21 protein-coding genes are annotated in these 22,189 nt (G+C 60.7%); 6 read left to right on the forward strand and 15 right to left on the reverse strand.

All coding sequences use genetic code 11. The features are described 5' to 3' along the window. Nucleotides 1–109: 109 nt before the first annotated feature. From ACEXOR_RS13785 to ACEXOR_RS13795, 3 genes are all read right to left on the reverse strand, one after another. Nucleotides 110–328 (reverse strand): hypothetical protein, encoded by a 219-nt coding sequence (locus ACEXOR_RS13785; RefSeq protein WP_374850258.1) that lies wholly within the window; start codon nucleotides 326–328, stop codon nucleotides 110–112. Between the two features lie 160 nt (nucleotides 329–488). Continuing rightward, entirely contained in the window at nucleotides 489–698 is a 210-nt protein-coding gene (locus ACEXOR_RS13790; protein ID WP_374850259.1) for a three-helix bundle dimerization domain-containing protein, read from the reverse strand. 138 nt (nucleotides 699–836) lie between these two features. Further along, nucleotides 837–1,394: a hypothetical protein gene (locus ACEXOR_RS13795; RefSeq protein ID WP_374850260.1), complete on the reverse strand. Its 558-nt coding sequence runs from the start codon at nucleotides 1,392–1,394 to the stop codon at nucleotides 837–839. A 399-nt stretch (nucleotides 1,395–1,793) separates the two neighbouring features. Between ACEXOR_RS13795 and ACEXOR_RS13800 the strand changes: the two genes are divergently transcribed. Together ACEXOR_RS13800 and ACEXOR_RS13805 are read left to right on the forward strand one after the other, a co-directional pair. Further along, nucleotides 1,794–4,499: a VWA domain-containing protein gene (locus ACEXOR_RS13800; RefSeq protein WP_374850261.1), complete on the forward strand. Its 2,706-nt coding sequence runs from the start codon at nucleotides 1,794–1,796 to the stop codon at nucleotides 4,497–4,499. A 49-nt stretch (nucleotides 4,500–4,548) separates the two neighbouring features. Beyond that, a complete protein-coding gene (locus ACEXOR_RS13805) occupies nucleotides 4,549–5,037 on the forward strand; it encodes an Imm26 family immunity protein (RefSeq protein ID WP_374850262.1) in 489 nt (162 codons plus the stop codon). Between the two features lie 137 nt (nucleotides 5,038–5,174). Here the strand turns inward: ACEXOR_RS13805 and ACEXOR_RS13810 are convergent, their stop codons facing one another. The 7 genes from ACEXOR_RS13810 to ACEXOR_RS13840 form a co-directional block, all read right to left on the reverse strand. Then, nucleotides 5,175–5,492: a hypothetical protein gene (locus tag ACEXOR_RS13810; protein WP_374850263.1), complete on the reverse strand. Its 318-nt coding sequence runs from the start codon at nucleotides 5,490–5,492 to the stop codon at nucleotides 5,175–5,177. Nucleotides 5,493–5,864: 372 nt separating this feature from the next. Continuing rightward, nucleotides 5,865–6,344: a DUF3846 domain-containing protein gene (locus ACEXOR_RS13815; protein WP_374850264.1), complete on the reverse strand. Its 480-nt coding sequence runs from the start codon at nucleotides 6,342–6,344 to the stop codon at nucleotides 5,865–5,867. Nucleotides 6,345–6,481: 137 nt separating this feature from the next. After that, nucleotides 6,482–6,829: a YlcI/YnfO family protein gene (locus ACEXOR_RS13820; protein ID WP_374850265.1), complete on the reverse strand. Its 348-nt coding sequence runs from the start codon at nucleotides 6,827–6,829 to the stop codon at nucleotides 6,482–6,484. Nucleotides 6,830–7,307: 478 nt separating this feature from the next. After that, on the reverse strand, nucleotides 7,308–7,934 hold the full coding sequence (locus ACEXOR_RS13825; protein ID WP_374850266.1) for a hypothetical protein: 627 nt from the start codon (nucleotides 7,932–7,934) through the stop codon (nucleotides 7,308–7,310). Between the two features lie 28 nt (nucleotides 7,935–7,962). Beyond that, a complete protein-coding gene (locus ACEXOR_RS13830; protein WP_374850267.1) occupies nucleotides 7,963–9,168 on the reverse strand; it encodes a DNA cytosine methyltransferase in 1,206 nt (401 codons plus the stop codon). Nucleotides 9,169–9,271: 103 nt separating this feature from the next. Next, nucleotides 9,272–11,104 (reverse strand): SNF2-related protein, encoded by a 1,833-nt coding sequence (locus tag ACEXOR_RS13835; protein WP_374850268.1) that lies wholly within the window; start codon nucleotides 11,102–11,104, stop codon nucleotides 9,272–9,274. Continuing rightward, complete coding sequence (locus tag ACEXOR_RS13840; protein WP_374850269.1) at nucleotides 11,101–13,362, reverse strand: hypothetical protein; 2,262 nt, start codon at nucleotides 13,360–13,362, stop codon at nucleotides 11,101–11,103. The genes ACEXOR_RS13835 and ACEXOR_RS13840 overlap by 4 nt, the downstream gene beginning before the upstream one ends. A gap of 251 nt (nucleotides 13,363–13,613) precedes the next feature. On the opposite strand from ACEXOR_RS13840, the gene ACEXOR_RS13845 reads away from it, so the two are divergent. Beyond that, nucleotides 13,614–14,063, forward strand: coding sequence for a very short patch repair endonuclease (locus ACEXOR_RS13845; RefSeq protein WP_374850270.1), 450 nt, complete (start codon nucleotides 13,614–13,616; stop codon nucleotides 14,061–14,063). A 171-nt stretch (nucleotides 14,064–14,234) separates the two neighbouring features. Here ACEXOR_RS13845 and ACEXOR_RS13850 read toward each other — a convergent pair whose 3' ends face one another. Beyond that, nucleotides 14,235–15,815 (reverse strand): HAD-IA family hydrolase, encoded by a 1,581-nt coding sequence (locus ACEXOR_RS13850; protein ID WP_374850271.1) that lies wholly within the window; start codon nucleotides 15,813–15,815, stop codon nucleotides 14,235–14,237. A gap of 1,145 nt (nucleotides 15,816–16,960) precedes the next feature. Then, nucleotides 16,961–17,527 (reverse strand): hypothetical protein, encoded by a 567-nt coding sequence (locus ACEXOR_RS13855; RefSeq protein WP_374850272.1) that lies wholly within the window; start codon nucleotides 17,525–17,527, stop codon nucleotides 16,961–16,963. 633 nt (nucleotides 17,528–18,160) lie between these two features. On the opposite strand from ACEXOR_RS13855, the gene ACEXOR_RS13860 reads away from it, so the two are divergent. Beyond that, nucleotides 18,161–18,340 carry an RHS repeat-associated core domain-containing protein gene (locus ACEXOR_RS13860; RefSeq protein WP_374850273.1) on the forward strand — a complete coding sequence of 60 codons (180 nt, stop codon included), beginning with the start codon at nucleotides 18,161–18,163 and terminating at the stop codon, nucleotides 18,338–18,340. A gap of 268 nt (nucleotides 18,341–18,608) precedes the next feature. Further along, nucleotides 18,609–18,932 (forward strand): hypothetical protein, encoded by a 324-nt coding sequence (locus ACEXOR_RS13865; RefSeq protein ID WP_374850274.1) that lies wholly within the window; start codon nucleotides 18,609–18,611, stop codon nucleotides 18,930–18,932. Between the two features lie 421 nt (nucleotides 18,933–19,353). Here ACEXOR_RS13865 and ACEXOR_RS13870 read toward each other — a convergent pair whose 3' ends face one another. After that, nucleotides 19,354–19,818, reverse strand: coding sequence for a VOC family protein (locus ACEXOR_RS13870; protein ID WP_374850275.1), 465 nt, complete (start codon nucleotides 19,816–19,818; stop codon nucleotides 19,354–19,356). After that, on the reverse strand, nucleotides 19,757–20,194 hold the full coding sequence (locus tag ACEXOR_RS13875) for a MerR family transcriptional regulator (protein WP_374850276.1): 438 nt from the start codon (nucleotides 20,192–20,194) through the stop codon (nucleotides 19,757–19,759). Before ACEXOR_RS13875 ends, ACEXOR_RS13870 begins: the two co-directional genes overlap by 62 nt. Before the next feature lie 361 nt (nucleotides 20,195–20,555). On the opposite strand from ACEXOR_RS13875, the gene ACEXOR_RS13880 reads away from it, so the two are divergent. Then, entirely contained in the window at nucleotides 20,556–21,845 is a 1,290-nt protein-coding gene (locus tag ACEXOR_RS13880) for an HNH endonuclease signature motif containing protein (protein ID WP_374850277.1), read from the forward strand. On the opposite strand, the gene ACEXOR_RS13885 is transcribed toward ACEXOR_RS13880, so the two are convergent. Further along, nucleotides 21,842–22,141 (reverse strand): DUF2277 domain-containing protein, encoded by a 300-nt coding sequence (locus ACEXOR_RS13885; protein ID WP_374850278.1) that lies wholly within the window; start codon nucleotides 22,139–22,141, stop codon nucleotides 21,842–21,844. The two genes, ACEXOR_RS13880 and ACEXOR_RS13885, sit on opposite strands and share 4 nt — an antisense overlap. Nucleotides 22,142–22,189: the final 48 nt, after the last annotated feature.

Genomic DNA, 22,189 nt, shown 5'->3' on the forward strand with positions numbered 1-22,189 from the left:
AGGCCTCCCGGGTCGGAATGATGAAGCACTCACTTGTCAGCACAGCGATTTGCGCTACCGGCCTAAACCGTCCCTTCTCGCAGACAAGAGCTGATCGCCGCCAGGTAAATCAGCCTTCTTCGGCGCGGTTCTTCTTGAGGAGCTCGACCAGCTTGGGGATTGCCTGGTCCGACTCCATGGTTTGGAAGTCGACTGCTGAGACGATGTTGAGAAAGTCCAACCGATATTGAGCTTCTTGCGGAATCGGTTTGGAGCGATGCTGGCTTAGCGCAAGTGCGACGTCGGTCCGGGCGATGAGAGCGTCTGTGCTCCAGTGACGTTCGGCCATGTCCGGAGTGTAGAGCTGCAGAGTAAACGGCAAGCGGCAGCGTGCATGGCTCCCTGCGCAATCGTCGAGTTAGTCGAGCCGGCATGTTTCTGAGGTGGCTGACGAGGCCAAGTCCGACCAGGCGACCAGACTGAATTCGGCGGCATGCTTTCGAGCGGAGCTATCTTGATTCGAGAGCGAACTTGAACTGCTTCTTGGTCGCTCGTTCTGTCAGGATCGCGCGGTAATCGCTGACAGGTCGGCCCGCGAATGTCTGTAATTCGGCCGTAGCAACTGACTCGATCTGATTTCGAGGCACATCCGGGAGCTTCTCGACGAGCCGATCGACCACCCCGCGGGTGACCTCTTCGTCACTCTGTTCCTTCGCCATGAAGCGATTCTGGATGCACCGGGTGGCAAACAAGCAGACGGCACGCGCCACTTCGAGCATCCAGGTAGGTATCGCCTGCGGTATGTGCGTTCCGGTTAGAGAAGGGGCGCAGGAATTTGAGTGTGAACCGGATGCGCCTTAGAAGTCAGCAGTCGTTGGATCGCCGTTCGTAGAACTGTTCGCTGCCTTCAGAGCCGCCACCGCGACATCTATCGATTCCACGATCGAGGCGTTCGTGGCGCCGGCCTCAGCTTGGGAGCGAACCCTTTGCAGCCCCTCGGAGGCCACAGCACTGGTGGTCTTTGCCTTCTGTGTGGTCACGAGAAGCAGTGCTCGAGACTGAAGTGCAGCCAGGAAGGTGCCGCCGGCGGAGCCGACAATGAGAGACAGCCCGGCGAGTTTGATCACGTCGTAGGTTGTGCTGGTGATCGATTTGCCTGCGGCGTCGACCGTGATTTTCATGTCAGGTGGGAAGACCCACAGTGCGGCCACCGCGGCGACTGCACCGACAATCACGCTCGCGAAAACGCCCAGATCGATGTGTCGCTTCCCGAGAGCCGTTGGAAGTTCTATGGAGCCAGTGCGCCGGTTGACAGTCAGGAGCAGCTCGTAGACGAGTCCGCCGAATGCACCGAACATTGCCGCCAGGCCAAGCAGCAGAGCGTAGGTGCCGCCGTTATCTGTGAGATGGATCATGGATGCCCCCAACCAGATCTCTCCGACCAATCGGTCGAGTGACGAAAAGGTACCGTCCGTACGGGTCTCGGGGGAACCCCTCATAAGAGGGGGTGGGTCGACCTCGTAGACCCAGTTCCCCGGATTGACGCCTACTTCTGATCCTGTTGGCAGCGAGCATCGTGACGATCACACGGCAGGGATCGCCGGCGCGGCGCTTCAATCGACCAGCCGCACATTCCTCCGCGGCCTTCTGGAGAATTAACCCGCTCGTCACACTGACCGTCACTTGTCGAGCGTCGTTACCTCTACTCTGGTGAAACTCAAAGAAGACTTACGGCCAGTTCGCTGAAGTGGCCGTTTCACGCGGTGGGGGTCGTTGTGATCGATTGCTTGGCAGCTACAGGATTTGACGGTGCAATGGCGATTGCCGCACTCGCCGTGATGCTTCTTGGTGGCGGAGTGGCACTTGCGCTCATTCGAAAAGGACACAAGAGGTCAGCGGCGCTTGGCATCATTCCTCTGCTTCTTGGGGCACTACTCTTGTCGGGCACGCCCACGCCTTCGTATGCCGCCTCATCGCCCGTGAGCCCGTGCCCGACCACGAATTCTCCAACTGCGTCTACCCCGTCGGAAGCGACTTCATCGCCAACACCTCCGGTCAATCTCACGGACACCGATGGCGACGGCCTTCCAGACGACATTGAGGAACGATTCGGATCAGATCCGACGAAGCCGGATACTGATTCAGACGGCCTGACGGACGCCGAGGAACTTCAGGTTGGAACGGACCCCACCGTGCGGGATACGGATGGCGACGGAATTCTGGATCCAGCTGACGATGAAGACGGCGATGCAGTTTCCAACCGCACGGAACTCAGGGATGGAACGCTGCCGGCCACTCCCGACAGCGATAGTGACAAACTCTCCGACGGGGATGAGAAGGCTCGCGGCACCGACCCGCTCAGCACAGACACGGACGCGGATGGCCTTTCCGACGGTGACGAGGTAGCCGTCGGCGCAGACCCGCTGGTTGCCGATTCGGACGGCGACGGTGTGGCGGATGGGGATAGCAGCTTCACGCTGAAAGTGGTGCCGGAGGGGGTACCAGCTGAGCTCGAAGCGACCGGAACCGCAGCGGCCGTGCTGAGCGCGGTCGTCCGAGAGCCGGGCGATGCCGAGTTCGATGATGTTGCTGGTGTGGTTGGGACACCTGTCGAGGTGGTCGCGGATGCGCCTCTTGATTCAGGAACGTTGACGCTGCAATTCGACCCGAGCACAGTTCCGAGTGGAGCGAACCTTGCGGTGATGCACTTCGACGAGGTGACCGGGACCTATGACCAACCCGTCGATCAGGTGATCGATTCCGCTGCCGGAGTCGCGACCGCCACCGCAACAACGTTCTCCCCATTCATCATTGTGGATTTGAACCAGTTCAACGAGATCTGGAAGAACGAAATCGTCGTGCCGCGCGAGGGCGACGGCGGTTCCGTCCAGCCCATCGCGTCGATCTTGGCGATCGACTCGTCCGGGTCGATGAGCAGCAATGACCCGCAAAATTTGCGACTCGACGCGGCGAAAATCTTCGTCGATTCGCTGCTGACCGTCGACAAGGCTAGCGTCGTCGACTTCGACGACTACGCGCGGGTTCTTCAGTCACTCACGACGGACTTTGTTGCGGTGAAGGCGGCGATTGATCTTATTGACTCATCCGGGGGCACCGATATTGGTGCTGCCATGCAGTCTGGACTTGACGAGCTCGACGCGAACGCTGCTTCGGATGACGGGCGTGTGGTGGTTCTCCTCACAGATGGGGACGGCTACTACGACGAAGCACTGACCCAGCGTGCTACTGCCTCCAAAACGACCGTCTACACCGTGGGGCTCGGTTCGTCGACGAACACTGCTCTTCTCCAGGGCATCGCAGACGCGACAGGGGGCAAGTTCTTCCTTGTTGAGAACGCGGACGGCCTGAAAGATGCGTACGACCGCATCGGTGGTGATCTGGGAAAGCCGGACACAGACAAGGACGGTCTGAGCGATGAGGCCGAGACGAATGGCTGGCGCACTCAACGAGGCAATGTCTACAAGACGAGTCCGACGCTCGCCGATACAGACGGTGATGGCCTGTCTGATGGCGAAGAGGCCGGAGCGCTCATCTCTACGAAGATTGGCTACACCGGGATCTCCAGCGCGCTCGTCAGGGACACCGACGGAGACACTGTTCTCGACGCGGATGAGGTCTTCCTCGGAATCAATCCACTTGAGCGCGATTCTGATTTCGACAAGCTGGCGGACAACGTCGAATTGGAGTTCGGTTCCGATCCAACAAGTTCGAACCCAGATCAGGATCTCTATCTCGACAAAGCCGAGTACGACAAGAAGCTCGATCCGCTCAGCTATGACCTGACCACGGGCGAAGCGATCGCGGCAACCTTGGCCGGCTTTGTATACGGAGATTGGTATGGCGGCGCGAAGGGGATCAGTCGACTTACCGACCCTCAGGTCCAATCTCTGGAGTACATTGCGGGCCAGCTTGCGAGCGGAGTTCTCCTCTTCGGTGACGTGCGAGACATCGTGTCGAACGCTATTGATGGTCGGGGCGTTGACGCCCTGATCTCTGCGGTCGGACTTGTCCCGTTCGTCGGTGATGCCGCGAAACTGGGTCGACAGCTCGTGAAATTTACGAAGCTTGGCCCGCTTGCCGGAAAGTCCGCCTTTAGGTTCATTGAGAAGCTGCCGACGAATCAAGTACAGAAAAAGTCACTGAGCGCCGCTGTTTTTGGCAGCGGCGCGAAAGTATTCCCAAAGGCCCTTGAAGGTGGGCCGGCGAATACGACCGTCTACTTTGGCTACATCAACGGAGCGCGGGTATACGCAGGAATAACGAACAACTTCGCGCGGCGCACCTCTCAATGGAGCGCTACATACAAATTGGAGGAAGTAGTTCCAAACCTCGCTTTGACCCGCGGTGAAGCCCGCGCCATCGAGGAGGCTCTAATCGTCCAGGGTGGGGGTTCGTTCCGCAACGTTATTCATAGCATCTCGCCCAACCATGCCTACTACAAAGAGGCGCTCGATTGGGGTCAGGATTGGCTGAGAGTGCACGGAGTAAAAGCGAACTAATCGCCATGATGTGTACAGCGATCGCCGAAAATGATAAGATATCCTCATTATGACAGAGTCCGCACCAGCCTTGTTCAAACAGCTTGAACCCTCGCGAAAGAGGCCGAAAGCAGGAGACATCTTCGTGATGCAAACCGACAGAGGGTACATCGCGGGGCGGGTCATCCGGTCAGATGCGCGGTTCTCTCGCAATGCTCCTGGTGTGAACCTGATCTACGTTTTCAGTCATATTTTCGACTCCACTGATGACGTCCTGCGAGCTGACCTGAGTCAGGTGGAGCTGCTGCTCCCGCCAATTCTTACGAACAATCAAGGGTGGCTTCGGGGGTACTTTAAGACGCTGACAAACGTTCCTCTAAGGGCTGAGGAGGCAAGCGTACGTCACGCGTTCATGCACAGGAGCACTGGAACGTTCTGGGACGAAGACCTAAATGAGCTACCGTCCGCGGTAGGGCCCGTCGGAGACTATGCATTAGATAGCCATCTCACGATCGAAGACTCGGTTTCTAGAGCCTTAGAGGTAGGTTCCGCAAACTAGCGTCGTTGACAGAACCCCACGCGACGCACTACCGAGCGGATAAGGCTGTGAGAGTTGCGCGGGTTAGATATCTCCAGCTACCTGAGCGGATCAATTCCAGAGCAACCTCGGATCGTCAGCACGGCGAGAATTGGCCACTACCGAGCGTCGTCCGCAGTCCACGCGTCTGGGTCGGGATCGAGCGCCCGGAAAATGCCTTCGATCTGCGGGTCATTGATGCCTAGAGCTCTCAGGCTCTCGATTCGGTGTCGAGCGAATCCGGTATGCCACTGCGAGGGGTCGGTGCCGTATTCGGCGAGGAATGCGTCTATAGCCTCGCGACGGTAGTAAAGTCGGCCGCGTCGCTTCTCGGCCGCCGGCCCGACTCCGACAGCACGAAAGGCGTGGAGAAACCTGGGCTCTACGGGCAACCCTATTCTTCGGCCGATGTACGCGGCCGCTTCGCGGGAGTTCATGTCTTCGGGTGTAATCAGCCCCATTACGCGATAGTAGTCACCGATCGCGTTCTCCGAATCGCGGTTTTGAAATAGTGGAGACGCCCGGGAACCAACCGAGACTAAGCACCGCTAGCGAGATCAATCTGTAAGTCGGGCGACTCAATTTTGACCGAGAACGTGGAATGCGCCGGATCGCCTTCGAATTCGTCGAGTACAACGAATTCCGCGCTCCTCGACGTCGCGCACCCAGAGGTACCCGTTGGTCACGAGCGATCCTTGGATCTCCGAACAAACGGCGACGATCATCCGAATTGAATTAGCGGCGGAGCAGCCTCCAAGAACTCAAAGTTCTCAAGAGGAGCTCCGCCGCATCACATCTGTCAGCCTCGGCTATTCCACCACGACTCGAATGTCTGTCACCGCATCGTCGGATCTGAAGTACAGCAGGGCGTTCACTGCAGCACTGAAGTAGTCCTCGAACCGTAGCTCGGTTCTGTGCCAGCCCAGCCGATCGGCGAGACGTATCTCTGAGCGCAGCACCATCGGTCGCAGGATCAGATTCGACAGATCGGCGGGGACATCCCGCTCGGAGGCCCCTGCAGGCGCCCCGAGAATGATGACATCGCCAACCAGCTCATCGACTTCTCGAGCGATGGGATCGAGCAACCACCAAAGAGCGGTGGCTCTCCGGTTGAAAGGCAAGCCGCGCAGCTTGCCTTCCTCGTTCGCGAAGATGGTCAACTTGGCCTTCTCGAGCCGGATCGGTTCGATGAACCCTCCGACCGCGGCCTGATACTGCGAGAGGCCCTCGAACGTTTGCTCGAACGGTGGGTTGAGCTCGTCGCTCGGGATGACGATTGCTTTTGGCATAGTGCTTCACTCCTTCATGGGGGTTATCTCCAGCCGGGCGGCGGGAGATTGACCCTCACGAAGACGCACTGATGTTTGCGCGACGAGGCAGCCTCCGAGAACTCGCGGTTCTCAGGAAGCGCCTCGCCGCTGCATTGCTACTCGCCCTCCTTCTTTGCCGCGCGACCTGCAGCCGGAGTGGCGGTCTGCCGGCCGGCACCGGCCTTAGGCGCATCGAAGATGGCAGAGATCGCATTGCGCTTGGTGGTGGCCTCGCGCTCGATTTCTGCGCGCACCTGTTCGGCACGCTGCTGCACCTTCGGATCGGCTTTGCTGGCCGCGATCCATGCCTCGATCGAGAGGCGGATCTCTTCGGTGACCGTGCGGTCGTTGAGTTGGGCGAGGATGTCGAGTTGCGCCCGCACGTCCTCGCCCAGGCGGACGGCCAGAGTTTTCATCTGGCCGTAGCCGGCGGGGGAGTAGCTGTCTGGTGTTGCTTCGCTCATGGTGAGCATCCCTTCCTTGACGGATGCGGCCGGCGAACTCTGAATGAGTTCCCCTCTGGGAGCCGCAAGCCATCAAGGAAGGCGCAGATGTGAAAGCTAGCGAGACAACGTGCCGAGCGCTGGAGGGTGCTCAAGGCACGCTCTGATTGAAGCTCGATTAGGGTAACGCGTCAACCGTCTGCTCGCTCCGAAGCGATAGCGAGAAGAGGGCGCCCGCTTCGAAGTCCGTTCAGATCCGCACGCACGGGCCGCCGGTGCGCAACAGCTCGTCCGGACACCGACAGCTCGCGCCCCCCCGGTCGCCGTGAAGATCGCTGCTGAGCAATCGAAGATCGGTATCGTCAGTTATAAGTTGCTCAACACAGGGGATAGGGGAGTTGACGCATATAGCTTGGGGGAGAAACCAGGCGCCATCTTCGCTGCGTCATTCGCGCGGTCTGCAAGTGTCGGATCGGCGACCATGACTGGAATTCCGCTGTCAGTTATCTACCCGCGGAAAGTCTTCTGAGTCGGCTAACACAGACGTCGCAAGCCTCATCATCTCAACTACTGAGGGCGCCACGATCGCTAGCAAGTGTGAGCGGTTTACATCATCGATCTCAAACCCGCAGTTGGCGGCATCCACTAGAGGATGTAGCACGTCAATTTGGGCGCGACTCGCTGCGAAGACCACGATCGGGTAGTTAGCCCAAGGCGCGTATTCCTGGTGGTGGCTTCGACAGCTCGCGGAAGTGACAATGCCAACAGCGTTGAGGGCATAGACGAGGCCGGCGACCCCAAGTTCAAGTCCGTTCACTCCATACCAGTTGTTCTCAACGATGAATGTCGGAGCTTCATCACTCGGAACGTCGGGAACTTCGAACTCAATGTCGGCGGCAAGATCGTCGAACTCTCGTTCTGTCGTTGAATGCAGGTCAACGTGCCTGATTGCCGATGCTTCTGCATCGATGACAGCATGAGCCTCAGACAGGTCGGTGCGGATCAGTTCGGTGTTCTGGAAATCCCCCGGGGCGCCTTCCTCATCAAGTTCCTCGGCGGTAGGCGTCCAGAATGAGGCGCTCTGTGGAACAGCAGAATCGATAGAAACCGCATAAGTAGGGATCATTACAGCAGTATGACCTCGGCGGGTGACGTCAGCCGACGAGAAGCAGTTCTGATGCGGGTATTGGCATGCTAATTTCGTCGGGGGCAGGGCCGGTGGCTTCGGACACTTCTATGGACGGGATCAGTGCTGTTGCAATCTCACGCATCAATGCGGGAGGAACAGCATTGCCAATCATGGTCGACAGATTTGCGCGTTTGGTCACGACAGAGAAGTCGAAGTAGTCCGGGAAACCTTGAATCCGTGCCGCCTCGTGTGCTGTAAGGGCGCGTCTCTGGGTGGGGTGCATGTACCGCCCCTGGCCGATACTTCCGAACCCACTTGTTATGGTCTGGGCGGGCTCCGTCCACTTAAGTCGTCCGTACATAGATTTGTAGCTGTGATCGTTTTGGTGGCAGTCAGGACGCTCCGAATTGGGCAGGTCGTAGAGCTTCTTGTCGAGTAGGTACTGCATGCGCTTCTTGTTGGTTTCACTGGCGACGGGCTCTACGTCGTAACCCTTCCGGCTAGCGAGGTTCTCAAGATCTTTAATTGCCCATTCGAGGTTGTGCGTGCCGTCTGGGACCTTTGCGACGAGCGCATCGAGCACCGCTTTCGGATCTACCGCCGTAATGCGGGAAGCAAGGAGTACGTGCCGCTTCCGCTTCTGGGCTACGCCAAGCGCGTGGAAGCTGATCGTGGCGGCTTCGACTTTGTAGCCGATTAGTCGCAGATGATCGACGGTCGTCTGCACGACACCCGCCGTGTCATATCGAACACTCGGCACGTTCTCAATGAGCACGAACTTCGGATTGAGCACCTCTGCCGCCCGAGCCATCCTGGCGTACAACTCATTCTTCGGGTCGTTGCGCCGGGTCTTATTGTTGAGGTTACTGTGCCCTTGGCACGGTGGTCCACCGAGCAAGAAGTCTGTTGACCCAACGAGCCTAAGTGTCTCAGCTTCCGCGACCGTGACCTCCGCGCCCAGCTTTCCGTCGAAATAGGCCTCGACGGAATCGGTAACCACGTGTGCATCCTCGAAGTTCGCTCCGTAGACGTCAGTCGCGGCCTTCTCGAAGTCGAGAGCCAGCCGTACGTCGAGCCCTCGTCCCGCAGCCTTCGCTGCTTGGCCCACGCCGAGGGTGAGCCCTCCGCAACCCGCGAAAAGGTCTACAACCTGGACTTTTGAGGCGCCCGAGGCGAAATCGGGGCGGTCGGTTCGGCGCAGGGAGGCCACTTCGGAGGGGGTGTGAGTCAAGGGCGGCACCCCTCCAACTGTAGACGGATTCAGCCAAAAACTCGAGCCGGGGAACCGACAGGTGAGAACCCCGGCATGTTGGGGATTAGACAGCTCCGAGCGCTCACTCTGGTCGAAGATGGCCCAGCAACGCCTTTAGCTCAGTTTCCGTGAATGCAGGTGCGGCGGTATCAATCGTGACCCTCGAAAGCCGTGCCAGCGTCGGATCCCTGAGCACCTCGTTCATTGCCTCCACCTTCTGTTGGAGGGCGCGATCAATCCGTTCGTCAATAGTGTCCAGGGATGAGAGCACCGTGACCTTGGCGGTGGTGCCTGGTTGCATGCCAACTCTGTGGGTGCGGTCCATCGCCTGTAAGAAGAGGCCGGCGTTGAAGGTGCGGTCAACGTGCAGCTGGGCCTGACTGACCTTATGAAGGCTGATGCCTTCCCCCAGTGTCTGAGGGGTCGCAATGAGTACGGTGCAGGCCGAGTCCTCGCGGAAGCGGCGCAGTTCCCGCTCGCGGTCAGTGTGTGCGCCGGGATCTGATCGTGGTGTTGCTCCTGTGACCACCGCAGTTCCGTACGGCTTGAGGAGCCGCTCCAACTCACGCACATTCCCGATGAAGTTCGTCCACACAAGCAGCTTGGTTCCGGCATTTGCGTGGTCAACAGCGTGCCGAGCGGCCGCGAGCAATTTTGCGGGTCGCGAGGCCGACGCGAGGTCGTCGAGGAGCGACGCCACGGTCGAGTCGATCGGTAACTCCTCAGGCCAGCGCAGGGCGTTCTTCTCCGGTGAGGCGGACAACAACATCGGGTTGGATGCACAAGCAATAAGACGGAGGATCGCCTTCGCTGCCAACTCTGGATGCGATGCAAGCGCTGCCGGGTCGCTCAGCAGTCCCTCCGCGACGGCTTCGTAAACTCGCATGTGGGCATCGTCGAGGCGGACTGGCTCGAGAACGACCTCAGCGTCTTCCAGTTCCAGGTCGTCCTTTGTGATCCGTACCCAGCTCCGATCTGCGTGGGGAGTGTGAGGACTTGCGAGGCGTGATCCCTGACCAGGCCACGCCAGGTCCAGCACGGCAGAAAGGTCATCCGGGCCGTTCGGCATGGGAGTGCCTGTAAGCACCAGCCGCGCATCCGCGAGGCTTGCTAAGTCGAGTGCTCCTCGTCCGTGCAGACCGTTAGCGCCACGCTTGGCGCGATGGGCCTCGTCGAAAACGACGAGGAAGCGGTGACCGTGCGCCCACCCGTCGATGACCGCGCGCACTCCGCCCATCGCCGCACGCTCGTAGTTCAGCACGACCACCTCGGTGTTCCTGCGTGGAGCAACCGCAGCGAGCTCTATAGATGGGCTTGCTCCAAGCATGAAGCAATCTCGCGCTTCCTCCGACCATGCTTCGTAAGCGCTCTGAGGCGAAATGACCAGCATGCGGTCGACGCGTCCAGCGGCACGCAGGAGTGCATAGACGGCGTAGGTCATCGTGGTCTTGCCGCTGCCGGGGACCGAGAAGTTTCCACCACCGCCCGCCGCATGCAGCCGAGCGACTGCGGTGCGCTGGGCAGGGAGGAGGCGCCGGGCAAACCCGGCGCCGGTCAGTTCCGCATCCAGCGTATCCAGATCGAACACGGTCTCCTCCGCGAGAAGGCTGTCGACCGCCGCTTTGATCGAAGAGGCGCGGGCGACCGAGCGCTGCGCTTCGTGACTCCACGTCCAGGACCACCGACCTGCCGGCCAGGGACGCCCCAGGATCTCGTCAAGTTCGCAGCTCTGGTCGGTGTTAACCGTCAGCTCGCGCTCACCGCTCGTCACCGCCCCGGCGTGCATCTGCAGATCCTGCTCTAACGCCCTCCAGGCCGAGCGGGACATCCCCGCGGGGGCAACGACGATCAGGTCGTTGCCCCGGCGGTATACCTCTCCACCGTTGGGTGACGAGGTGGTGTAGTCGTCGGTCACCGGGCAGCCCGGCTCGCCGCACGGGCGTAGGCCTTACCGACCTGGAAGAAGTCGACCAGGGACTGGATAACCGGCAGGATCTCGTCGACAACCGTCTCGTTGATCCCGATCTCTTCGTACACGGGGTCACCCCAGAGGTCCGGGGCGTATCCCTCGTCTTCCGTTGTATCTTCGTCCGGCTGCGTCAGTCCGAGGAGAGTTCCGGGGAGAATCGTGCGGAGCACCTCTGCATCCTGGCTGTTCTTGGCGATAGCGTCGACGAGAACCTGAACGAGGCGTGCGAACTCGGTCTGGGGGTTGTCAGGCGCAGTGCGGTCGTCACCGAGCCAGCGCTTGCGGAGATAGAAGTCGGTCAGGTCGACCTTCTCCTCGCGGTCGATCGGAATCGTCGGCTGCGCTGTGGTGATTAGCGCCGCGACGGCGTCCTGCAGCTCATCGATGCCCGCCTCGAACTGGGCCATCTTGCGGAGAAGAAGGCTGGGATCGGTGGCGCTGACCTGGGTCACCTGACCACCTGCGCCGAGTCCAGTGCGCGAAAGAGCCTCACGATTGGCGATGAGACCGGGGTTGGTCATCAGGGCCACACCGCCCAAAGCGGCGATTGCGCGCTGGGCGGGTCCGGACTGCTCCGGATCGTCTGCTGACGCGTTCGTAGCCCGCTCGGCGCGCGCCTGGTCAGCAAGCTCATCCAGGGGGGTGCTCAGGAGCGAAGGCCAGGTCACGGCACCAGGGTGCTCGCTGGTCTTCCAGAACCACGGGTGGCGGAAGGTCCCGAACAGCGCAGCCTGGAGAGTGCCCTCCCAGCCGGAGCCGTGCAGCCCGAGTGCTGCGATAGCCTGCGCCGCCGCCACCTTCGCGCGGTCGTCGGAGTGCACCCGCGTGCTGTTGAGCCGCAGGTGGTGGTTGACGATCTCAAGTGAGTCCGCCTTCGTCGCGGACTTCACGGTCGCGGGCAACGCCCCCTGAGCCGTGATGGTAGCCAACAGTTTTGTCACCGTCGAGAGGAGGTTGCCCGGGAGGCCATCGCTTGTCATAGCCGGACCGTTCCACTCCGCCAAGGTCTCGCCTAACCATTCCGAGCGCTCCTCGGTGCGGACGCGGTCATCCGTCTCAAGCTCATCGATCGCACCGATCGCGATCAGCCCAAGCACATCAGCGCCCTTCCACTGCTCCTTCGACTTTCCAGGCATGTGGTAGCCACGGATCAGCTCCTGGATGGTGTCCGAGACGGGGTTACGCAGGCCGGCCGTCACCACGGGGTCCGGGTTGACAGAAATGATGAGGTTGATCTCCATCGTGCGCAGCAACTGGAAGGCTACGGCCGCGGGCGTAGTAGCGGCGATCGTCTTGACCCATCCTTCGACGTCATTGCCCGGGAAGTAGGCGTTTGCAGCGGTCGACGGAAACTTGAGCGCCTCGGGCAGCACACGCAGGTCTTCAGGCGTCATATCGCGGAGGCGTGACGGGTCAGCGCGGAGCCAACGGTCGGTTGCGATGTTCCCAACGGTACGATTCGCGATGACGTCCATCGCGAGCAGCGCCGAGAAGAGTCGCTGGGCTCCTTCGGCCGCCTGCGCCACCCATGCCGAGTCGTCGCCAGAAACGAGATGGGTCAGGACGACGTCGGGCGGGTCCAATACACCGAACTGAACGATACTGTCGATCCGGTCCTTCTTGACGCCCTCAGCACTGGTGTAGTTGGCGAGCCCGAGCAAGCGGCGCTGCGCCGACACAATCTCGACCACAGTCTCGGCGCTATCGACCCGCATTACAGGCAACGCGAGTCCCGGGTGGTCTTCAGCCGCGGTGACGAGCCGAGCCGCACCGCCGCGCAGTTCGCCGCCCATGCGACGCAGCGCACGCCCGTTGAGCAGCCAAGGGAAGAGGAGCGGGGTGTTGACGACCAGGCGAACCTGTCGCAGGGTGCCATGCTCGGTGCGCTTTATCTGAATCGCACCAAGCGCAGCCATGTTCCGGTCGTCGTCAGCGTTGAGCGCCTCGACCTGCCGTAGGATGCCGAGGTCAACATCTTCAGGAGCGATGCCGTGCTCGACCGAGAATACGTCACGGAACCGGGCGCCGAAGCGGCTCAGCGGAGCACCGTCAGCTTCGTTGGGACGGTTAGCCTCCGGGCGAAACGCGACGGGCAGGAGTTTGCGTCCTTCAAGCCGCGAGGCCTGGGGCGCGAGATCCGCGTCGCCGAGAGGGCGAAGTGTTCCTGCCCCCGTCTTGGGGTTGGACTTGCTGTTACGTGCCACGGTCGGACCTCCAGGTCCATTCGGGCCCATGCTGGTCGACTGTCGGAAGACACGCTTAACGCGAAAACTTCCTCCATCCGAACCGGAACCAGATGTCTCGGGCACTTTTACGGCCTCATGTCGCCGCTCAAGAACCCGCTGTGACTTGGTACGGCACGAGCAGGGATTGATATGTAGCGCTGAGCCTAGCAGAGGCCACGGACGTAACGAAGGCTGGTGTTGCACCGATCTCGTCGGCGTAGCGTCAAGCCATGGACAAGAGCGAGTCATGGGCCACGTCTCCAGGTGTCGCGAAGTCGATGCGCGGGAATCGTCGTCGGGATACCTCACTTGAGCTACTCGTCCGAAGGGCGCTGCATGCTAAAGGGTTCCGCTATCGAGTCGACTACGCGCCGCTAAAGGAGCTTCGGTCTCGCGCAGATATTGTCTTTACTCGCGCAGGGGTGGCGGTATACCTCGACGGATGCTTCTGGCACGGCTGCCCAATCCACGGCACCACACCTGTCGCGAACGCTGACTACTGGATCCCAAAGTTAGAGCGAAACAAGGAGCGGGATGCCTACGCAACAAGGATCCTCGCTGAGGGTGGATGGACCGTGCTTCGGTTCTGGGAGCATGAGGATCCAGCGGAAGTTGTGAAACACATTGCTACAGTGCTTCAAGCGATTCCGTCGGGGGCCCAGCATCGCGCAGAATCTTAAGGCTTGTCAGCACGCCGTGACCCGGACCTGAATTCGCTCAAATCTAAGGAGTCGAAAATGTCGGGTCACCGGAGGTTGACGCGAGACAGATTCCTCCGAGCGCGGCCACGATTAGACCGGTCCAAGCAACACTTCTGAAATCGGTTGCGGTTTGATCGTCTCACCCTGTCGTCACACAATGGTCAAGAGCTGGTCTGCGTCGGTTGGTGCTTCGAGCACCCACTCCGGCGCTAGCGCGCGGAGATCTTGCTCAGATGCAAAGCCCCATAGGGCGGCAACTTCATGTACGCCAGCCCCGCGAGCGGCCTCGATATCCTTGGGCTGGTCTCCAATGTAGAAGGCACGGTCGGCGGCTACGTTCCACTTGGTAAGAAGCCTCGTGATCGCCGACGACTTGTCTTTCCCACCTTCGCTGTACGTGATGAACTCCGAAAAGAGCTCGCGAACTGCCTGCGGAATCATCCGATCCGCGCGCGAACTACTTTGGCTTGTGATCGCACCGACACGCCAGCCTTCGTCCAGCAGCCTAACGATCACGGATACGACCTCATCGAATACCGTCGTTTCACCTAAGTGCTTGAGCCAGGCGGCTTGGTACTCGTTTCTGTACACGGCGTAGTAGTTCGTTACACCAAGTGCTCGGAGCTTCTCCGGCGGGCTCCCAAACGCCTGCACCTCGTTGAGCTCAACCGGTCGACCTAGATGTCTAGTCGCTACCTCTGCGATCGCGGAACGCTCTGTAGTCATCGTTGAGACCACGACCCCGTCTAGGTCGAACAGCGCGGCCTTTGGCTCTGCACTTGGGCTATGCACGAGCTCGTCCATATTGAAGAATGTGCCCTGAACCTGCTTCTCGCCCCATAGTTCCCCCATCTTTCGTTCAACCGCGTCTGTGACTTGGTCAAAGTGTTCCACCACAACAGCACCCCGCTTTACGAGCTTGTGGGCCCATTCCGCATTATCAGTCTTCAGGTTTCGGCTAAGAATGAAGACAGGACGATCGTGCTTGAAGGAGAAATCGGCCTGGATGATTGACCCGCAACCTTCCTTACCTTCGATAATCACCGTACCGAGGGCTAGGGTGCACATTGCTTCATTTCGGGCGGGGAAGGTCCAACGCTGCGGGCTGACCCCTAAGGCAAACTGTGAGATAACCGCGCCGTGCATTGGGATAGCGCCGTATAGTTCGCGATTCTCCGCAGGGTATGCAAAGTCCAGACCATGACCGACCACAGCGTAGGTGCGCCCGGGAGGATCCATAAGAGCAGCGCGGTGTGATGCGCCGTCGATGCCCTTAGCTAGGCCGCTCACAACGTCAATGTTGTTGTCTACGCAAAGCCGAGCGAATCTGCCGGCAGCGTCGATGCCCTGATCCGTGGGGTCGACTCGGCCCACTAACGCAAGTGCTCGCGTTGTCAGCTGATCTATATCTCCCTTAAAGAACAGGACAGGAGGCCTAGCAGCCCATCGGCCAAGGTTCGAAGGATATGAATCGTCATTCCAAAGCTTAAAGTCGCCCCCGAGGGCTCGTGTTTGCTCGATCTGCCGCAAATAGACAGCCTGATCGAGAAAGCGCAGGTGCTCCACGACCTTGTCGGAGGTCTTCGCGTCTGCGATCAAGTACTCGATCGCGTCTTGCGGGTCGGGCCATCGAGAAAGAACGTCCAGAACGCGCTTTGGACCGAAACTGGGCGCGTCGAGCAGGCCTAAGACACGTGCGGCAGCAAGATCACGCGCAAACGGCGCAGTCACGGAATTCCCATCCTCTCGCCTCCGCCTCACCAAAAATCTGTTCGGCGTTACCATACGTGTTACTTCTCTGTAGTTGTCGACCGAGAACGACCCCTACCACTCGTGCCGCACCAGCCGCCTTGAGGGCTGCGGCTGCGCTTCCCATTGAAGCTCCCGAGGTCCACAAGTCATCCAACAGCAATATGTTCCGTCCCTGAACATTCGCGCGGACGCGGTATGCATCTGGCTCGATCAAAGTGTTATTAGCACCTGGACGAGGCCGTGGTACTTCGTGGACTCTACCAACGACCCCGGACATCCACGGGTACTCGTCTTCGAACCCCACGATGGCGGACACGAGCTGCTCAATGTGATCGAACGTCCGCACTTGGTTATCTGAGGGCACCCACGTGAAGATCGGGTCTGGGCCAACTTCCCTCTCAATGCAGTTGCCGTGACGCTCAAACCCTTCTGCGAGCAACGAAGCCAACGGACCTAAGGTCCATCCTTGATTCGCAAAGTCTTTGTAAGTCTTCACTAAGCCTTCAAGTCCGTTGTCGAGAGAATATGAGAACGGAATGAGTGCGTTCAGATGGTCCTTGATTTGCGAACAGTTGTAGCACCGCACATACCCCCCCGTGGCGCCGCCGCAAAAAGCACATGACCCGGCGACAGTCGGAGCGAAGTCGTGGAGAATATCCTCTCGCTGAAGCCAGTTGATCCACGCATCAGTGTCAGTAGGAAGGGGGCCTTGCGGGCGGGGATAGCGGCGGTACAGAGGTGGCATCGGGCCCTCAACTTGAGATGGGTATGAATTGCTTGAGTATCTCGCACGATCGACACTTGTTGGAAGCCCCCCAAAATGGCTGGCCGTTAGCTCAATGCTCGGGTAATGGAGAGGAAGCCTGATCCTGCTCTGCCGCCAGCTACGATGCGTCTCGTCGTGTCTGAAGGTGGCTCGAACCCTCCACCCGCGGAAGAAGCGTCCGAAGCCCGCCATGCAAAGACCCGAAGAGCCCGAAGCCTGGGATGAACGGCGACGTCATGAGTCCGTGTCAAACGCAGTCCAGACCCCCGATCTGAAAGCATTGGCCCAATTCCTTGCGATGTCTGCTCGCAGAGAGGCTGATAGTTGGGATGATCAGAAGGCCGCCTAATGCGAGCCGTTAGGCCCGAGGTAAGTTCTTCCGCATTCGCATCGTTACTCCGGCTCGTGTCAGCGTCCGAAGTGTCGTGGACTGTGTAAGCCCCAGCCGGTCTGCGACTTTCTGCACGGACAAACCGGATTCGTAAAGCCGGCGTGCTTCGTCCCGGACCTCGTCTTCCACGCCGTGTCGACGCACCCGCCCGCCCGCGGTGCGAACGAGACGCAGCACGGTGGAGCTGCCAATATTGAACTCATTGGCAAGCGTCTGAGCAGGTGCGCCGGCCTCGTACTTCGCCACCAACTCACTGACACGTTCTGCACCGAGGCGACGAGCGGCGTCATGGATCTTTGGCGTTGTGACAGGGCGAACATTTTCTGAGCTGCTAACCAGACAAAACAGGGCGTTGAGCTCTTCGAGCGTTTTCTCGCCGGCCTCTGGCGAAGCAAACCGATTCAACGCTGCAGCCAGGTGCTCGAGCGAAGTGTTCGAGTAGTCCGTAACCTGGCCAGCAAGCGAAGGCCCGGTTCTCCGGGCTTTTTTTGTGCCGACGAATGGGTCGAGATGGATGACTCTCGATAGATTCACGGTTTATTTGGGAGCCAGTGCTGACGTTGCGCTTCGCATGTCGCTCACGATTCGATCGCTGTCGATGTAGATGCTGCGCGTGATCTGATCGCTAGAGTGGCCGAGCACCTCAGTGGCCAAGGCCACTCCGCTCCTTAGCTATCTCGGTCCCGGCGGTCTTTCTCAACGCATGTGAGGTACCCCACGCCAGGTCGGTGCCATCGAGTCTGGCCCGCAGCGTGCGCATCAGGTTTTGCTGCAGGCTTGGTCGACCTGTTTTGGTCTCCCAGAGAAGACCGCTCGAAGTCGTTGCCACGCGCCTGAGCAGAATGTCGGATATCCAATCTGCCACGTCGAAGGTCCTCGATCGTCCGCTCTTCGTCTTCTCTTGACGGACGGTACCCACTCCCGGTTTGGTGATGATCGTGCCCGAGACGCATACCCGGAGGGCGCCGTCTCGACGAGTCGGAAGGTCAGGTGCTCGGAGGGCCAGTGTCTCCGAAATTCGTGTTCCGATTCCCAACATGGCGCCTCGACCACGATGGGGACGACGCCCAGCTATTACACGCGCACCCCCGGTGGAGAGGTGCTCTCTCACAGAAGCGGCGCTGTGCGCCAGTACGTCGTCACTGACGCTCTCGGGTCGGTCATCGGATGCGTTATACCTGCGGGTACCGGGTCGGGTCTGGCGGCAGCGAGTTGTATAAGCTCGGCGCGCGATACTACGACCCGGCGATCGGGCGATTCACTCAAATGGATCCCAGCGGGCAGGAAAGCAACCCTTACGGTTATGCAGGCTGTAGCCCAATCAATTCATTGACCCGACTGGGCTAGATGCGTTTTGCGTAATTGGAGTGCTAGCCGGGGCCTCGCGGCAGCAGCCTATGTCGTGGCGGAGATAGTCGATATTGGTGCGTCGCTTGCCGCCTTAACCTTTACTGGGGGAGCATCAGTTACAGCAGGAGCTGCACTGGCTCTCGGGCTCAGCGTCGAGGCTGCCGCGGCCATTGGCCTCGCTGGATACTCACTCAGCGAGGATTTCGATGAATAGCTACATCGTAGGGAGTTAGCAGTGTGGCCTGTCCCTGACAACTCCGGCCTAGTGGCTGCGCGTTCAGTTGAACTTCCCCTCGCCGTCGACCAGGTCATCGCCGTAGTTTCGCGCGCAACAAAAGCGCAACATCGATTCATTCTTCAATCAATTGACGAAGAAGGGGCGGTGTTTCTTCGGCGCACGAACCTAGCATTTAGGGCGGAGAGAATTACTTTGACCTTTATGGCTCGAGCGCACGGCGTCACAGCGATCGAGGGCTCCGCCCGATCACTCGATTCGTTGCCGGGTACTGATTTCGGAAGAGGCGCCAAGAACCTCAATGTTCTTCTCACCGGCATAAGGGAGGCGGCGGATGAAGTCACCGATGCCTAGCCGAGCATCGAGTGGCCGGTTAGTTCGGGATTCGCTACTACTCGTCCTCTCGCTAGGCCTCATCGCGGTAGGAGTAGCTGGGCTCTCCGCGAACCAGGTGGCCGGTACCGCCGCGATAGTCGCGGGAGCAGTCACAACTCCCGTGTGGATCATGCTGCTCGTTCTGCATGCTCGCAGTAGAAGTCCCAGCTAAACGAAACCGGATTGCATCATCGGTCGGCGATCGCCTACGTGGTGGACGGAATCGTCATAGCCTTCTCTCACAACGATGAGCCGATGGCTCGCGAAAGTGATGGCTCCGTCCTCCCCCCTCCCCCGGTGAGCCGTCGATGGGCGTCTACCGCTAGTGCATGTTCGTGTTGGGTCGAGACGTTATAAGAGGACAAAGAAGGGTTCAGGATGTCGCCCTCCGTCGCTTCGGTCAGCGTCGCCGCTCGTCGTCGGTGCCAAACCCGGTGCGGGCCTGGCGTTCGGCCAGGGTCTCGAGTTCGTGGAAGAACGTGATCGTCCACCCGGCCGGCCCCTCGATCCGGGCGTTGATGGTTCGGAAGGGTGTCGGTGTGGGGGGAGCGATCACGCGCGCCCCGGCATCCTGAGCTGCACCGACCGCTCGGGGGGTGTCGACCACCTCGAGCGCCAGTCGGAGCGACGGCGCGGTACTAGGGGGAGCGTTCTCGATCGTGTCGATGGCCCGGATGTGAGTGGGCGTCGCCAGTTCGATCGTGGCGATGCCGGCGTGCAGGATCGCGACTCGGTCGTCGCCCTCGGTGGCGAACGCCGGCTGCTCGGGCATGCCCAGGACGTCTCTGTAGAAGCGCACGGCCTCATCGAAGTCGTCGGTCTCGATGATCAGGCGGAGCTGGGTGGGTGGTGGCAGTGTCGTCATGGTTCTCAGGCTGCCTCCTCACATGCGTGTCAGGTGCAACCCCGAACTCGAATCGGAGGCGCCGAAGAGCCTCCAGTTCGGCCTCGATCGAGCGCTTCTCGCTCTCGAGGCGCTCCGCTGCCGCGTCGAAGGCTGACGCGAGCTGCGACTCGTCGCCCTGGCCCGCCGTCAGAGCCGGGAGGAGCTCGCGGATCACCGAACTGCAGAATCCCGCTCCGAAGAGATCCCGGATGCGCGCGACCACCCGCACGTCGTCAGGCGAGTACACGCGCTGACCGTTGGCCGTCCGTGGCGGAGACAGGAGCCCCTGCTCCTCGTAGTAGCGCAGAGAACGCACGCTGACTCCGCTCTCCGATGCCAGCTCACCGATTCGCACGCGTCCAGTCTCGCGCGTTCCGATGGCGCGCGCGGTACGTCACTCATGCCGCCACACGATCAGTTCGCGATCTCGGTTCCCGGACTTACAGACGACCTGCCCACCGAAGCCGACCTCCGGAACGCGACCATGACCATCTCGGGCAAGCGCGGAGCGCGCGGCAGTTCCCGTCGGGTCTCGGGAGCCTGGTGTTCCGGATGTCGGGGTGCTGCCGCGCGCTTCGCGCTTGCCATAGGTGACCGTGGCTGGTTTAAGTGGATGTCGGCCGGTTGTGATAGCGCCGTGATGGTGCGGATTCATCGGTTGATCAGCATATTTGATTGATTCTCGGATGCCGGCACGGTACAATTGAGGCACGCTCATGAACCATTCTGTTGCCTTCACTCCCGCTTCGTCCGATCCCTCCGCTGGTGGGACTCGGGAGTCGATGCTGCGGGGCATCGGGGTGGATGCGGACGAGGTCGCGGTGATTCAACGGGAGCAGGCAAGGTTAGAGGCGGGGGCTGTGGTGCGGTTGGCGGCGGCGGCGCGGAAGGCGAACTGGGTCGCCGGGTTGCCGGGCGGGTCGTTGCAGCACGCACGCCGATCACTGGTCGCCGAGATCGCGACCACCTTGCGGATTCCGGAACGGACTGCGGCGCAGCGCATTGATGACGCGGAGATGCTGTGCGATTTCCTCCCGCTCACCCTTGAGGCCCTCGAGCGGGGTGAGATCACGTACCGGCACGTCCAGGCGGTTGTGCGGCAGGCCCGCACTCTTCCGGAAGAGGTCCGCGCCGAGTTCGAGAGCATGGCGTTGGTGAACGCGGAGTCACAGACACCCACCCAGCTCTCCACGCACGCCCGGAATGTGCGGGAGCGGATGCACCCGGACTCGATCGATACCCGTCACCGGGAAGCCCCCGATGAACGAGCCGTGTGGGTGGAGAAGGAACTCGACGGCATGGCCACCCTCGTGTGCCACCTCCCGGCGGTGTCAGCTCTCGCGATCGATGACACGTTGGATCAGCTCGCTCGCGGGTTACGGGCTCCCGACGAGTCCCGCACCCACGCGCAACTCCGCGCGGACAGCCTTACCGACTTGCTCCTGGACCGGGATGGCGACACCGCCACCCGCGCGAAGGGGGTCACAGCGAACATCGCCGTCACCGTTCCCGTGATGACTCTCCTGGGCCACTCCACCGAAGCAGGGGAGTTGGCCAGCTACGGGCCGATCGACACCGACACGGCACTCCAGCTGACGGCGGGCGCGCCCTCGTTCCTGCGCATCCTGACCGACCCGGCCACCGGCACCCGGTTCACCGTGGGCCGGGAACGGTACAAAGTCCCCACTGACCTGCGGGCCGCGGTGATCATGGATGATCAGACCTGCCGGTTCCCCGGCTGCACAAGAGACGCAGCCCGATGCGATCTGGACCACACCGTCGATTGGGCTCACGGTGGCCACACCAGTTTGGACAACCTAGCGGCGTTGTGTCGGCGACATCACCCTCTGAAACATCAAACCGACTGGGAAGTGACCGCGGGCGAGGGCCGTGCGTTGCATTGGACGTCGCCCTCGGGTGCCCGACACACCACCCGAACACCCGAACACCCACCCGCGCGTATCCCGAGACCCACCCGGCTACTCCCGGAACGCCCGCCGTTCTAGACGGGTGTCGCCGTGCGGATCCGCACCTCGCGTTCCATGCGTTTCTCATGACGTTCGCGGCCCTTCACGGCTTCGGTGTCGCGGTTCTTCGGGGGCGCGTTCGTCACGAGCTCGTCGAGCAGGCTGCGCGTCGCCGAGGCGATCTCGTCGATGGCCCGGTCGAAGGCCGCCGCGTTCGCTCGCGACGGATGCGTCGAGCCGCTCACCTTGCGAACGAACTGGAGGGCCGCCTCGCGCACCTCGTCGTCGGTGGTGGGCGGATCGAAGTTGTGGAGCACCCTGATGTTCCTGCACATGCGGGTGAGGGTACTCCCCGGATGCCCGTGGGTCGATCCCTCCGAGGA

The organism is Herbiconiux liangxiaofengii, assembly GCF_041927335.1.
Classification (GTDB): domain Bacteria; phylum Actinomycetota; class Actinomycetes; order Actinomycetales; family Microbacteriaceae; genus Herbiconiux; species Herbiconiux liangxiaofengii.

Excerpts from the sequence above, each read along its gene's own strand:
- ACEXOR_RS13820 (WP_374850265.1), bottom strand. The coding sequence starts at position 6,829 with ATGAGCGAAGCAACACCAGACAGCTACTCCCCCGCCGGCTACGGCCAG.
- ACEXOR_RS13815 (WP_374850264.1), bottom strand. The coding sequence starts at position 6,344 with ATGCCAAAAGCAATCGTCATCCCGAGCGACGAGCTCAACCCACCGTTC.
- ACEXOR_RS13785 (WP_374850258.1), bottom strand. The coding sequence starts at position 328 with ATGGCCGAACGTCACTGGAGCACAGACGCTCTCATCGCCCGGACCGAC.
- ACEXOR_RS13870 (WP_374850275.1), bottom strand. The coding sequence starts at position 19,818 with ATGACGACACTGCCACCACCCACCCAGCTCCGCCTGATCATCGAGACC.
- ACEXOR_RS13860 (WP_374850273.1), top strand. The coding sequence starts at position 18,161 with ATGCGTTATACCTGCGGGTACCGGGTCGGGTCTGGCGGCAGCGAGTTG.
- ACEXOR_RS13880 (WP_374850277.1), top strand. The coding sequence starts at position 20,556 with ATGAACCATTCTGTTGCCTTCACTCCCGCTTCGTCCGATCCCTCCGCT.
- ACEXOR_RS13885 (WP_374850278.1), bottom strand. The coding sequence starts at position 22,141 with ATGTGCAGGAACATCAGGGTGCTCCACAACTTCGATCCGCCCACCACC.
- ACEXOR_RS13805 (WP_374850262.1), top strand. The coding sequence starts at position 4,549 with ATGACAGAGTCCGCACCAGCCTTGTTCAAACAGCTTGAACCCTCGCGA.
- ACEXOR_RS13795 (WP_374850260.1), bottom strand. The coding sequence starts at position 1,394 with ATGATCCATCTCACAGATAACGGCGGCACCTACGCTCTGCTGCTTGGC.
- ACEXOR_RS13825 (WP_374850266.1), bottom strand. The coding sequence starts at position 7,934 with ATGATCCCTACTTATGCGGTTTCTATCGATTCTGCTGTTCCACAGAGC.
- ACEXOR_RS13800 (WP_374850261.1), top strand. The coding sequence starts at position 1,794 with ATGGCGATTGCCGCACTCGCCGTGATGCTTCTTGGTGGCGGAGTGGCA.
- ACEXOR_RS13810 (WP_374850263.1), bottom strand. The coding sequence starts at position 5,492 with ATGAACTCCCGCGAAGCGGCCGCGTACATCGGCCGAAGAATAGGGTTG.
- ACEXOR_RS13790 (WP_374850259.1), bottom strand. The coding sequence starts at position 698 with ATGGCGAAGGAACAGAGTGACGAAGAGGTCACCCGCGGGGTGGTCGAT.
- ACEXOR_RS13845 (WP_374850270.1), top strand. The coding sequence starts at position 13,614 with ATGGACAAGAGCGAGTCATGGGCCACGTCTCCAGGTGTCGCGAAGTCG.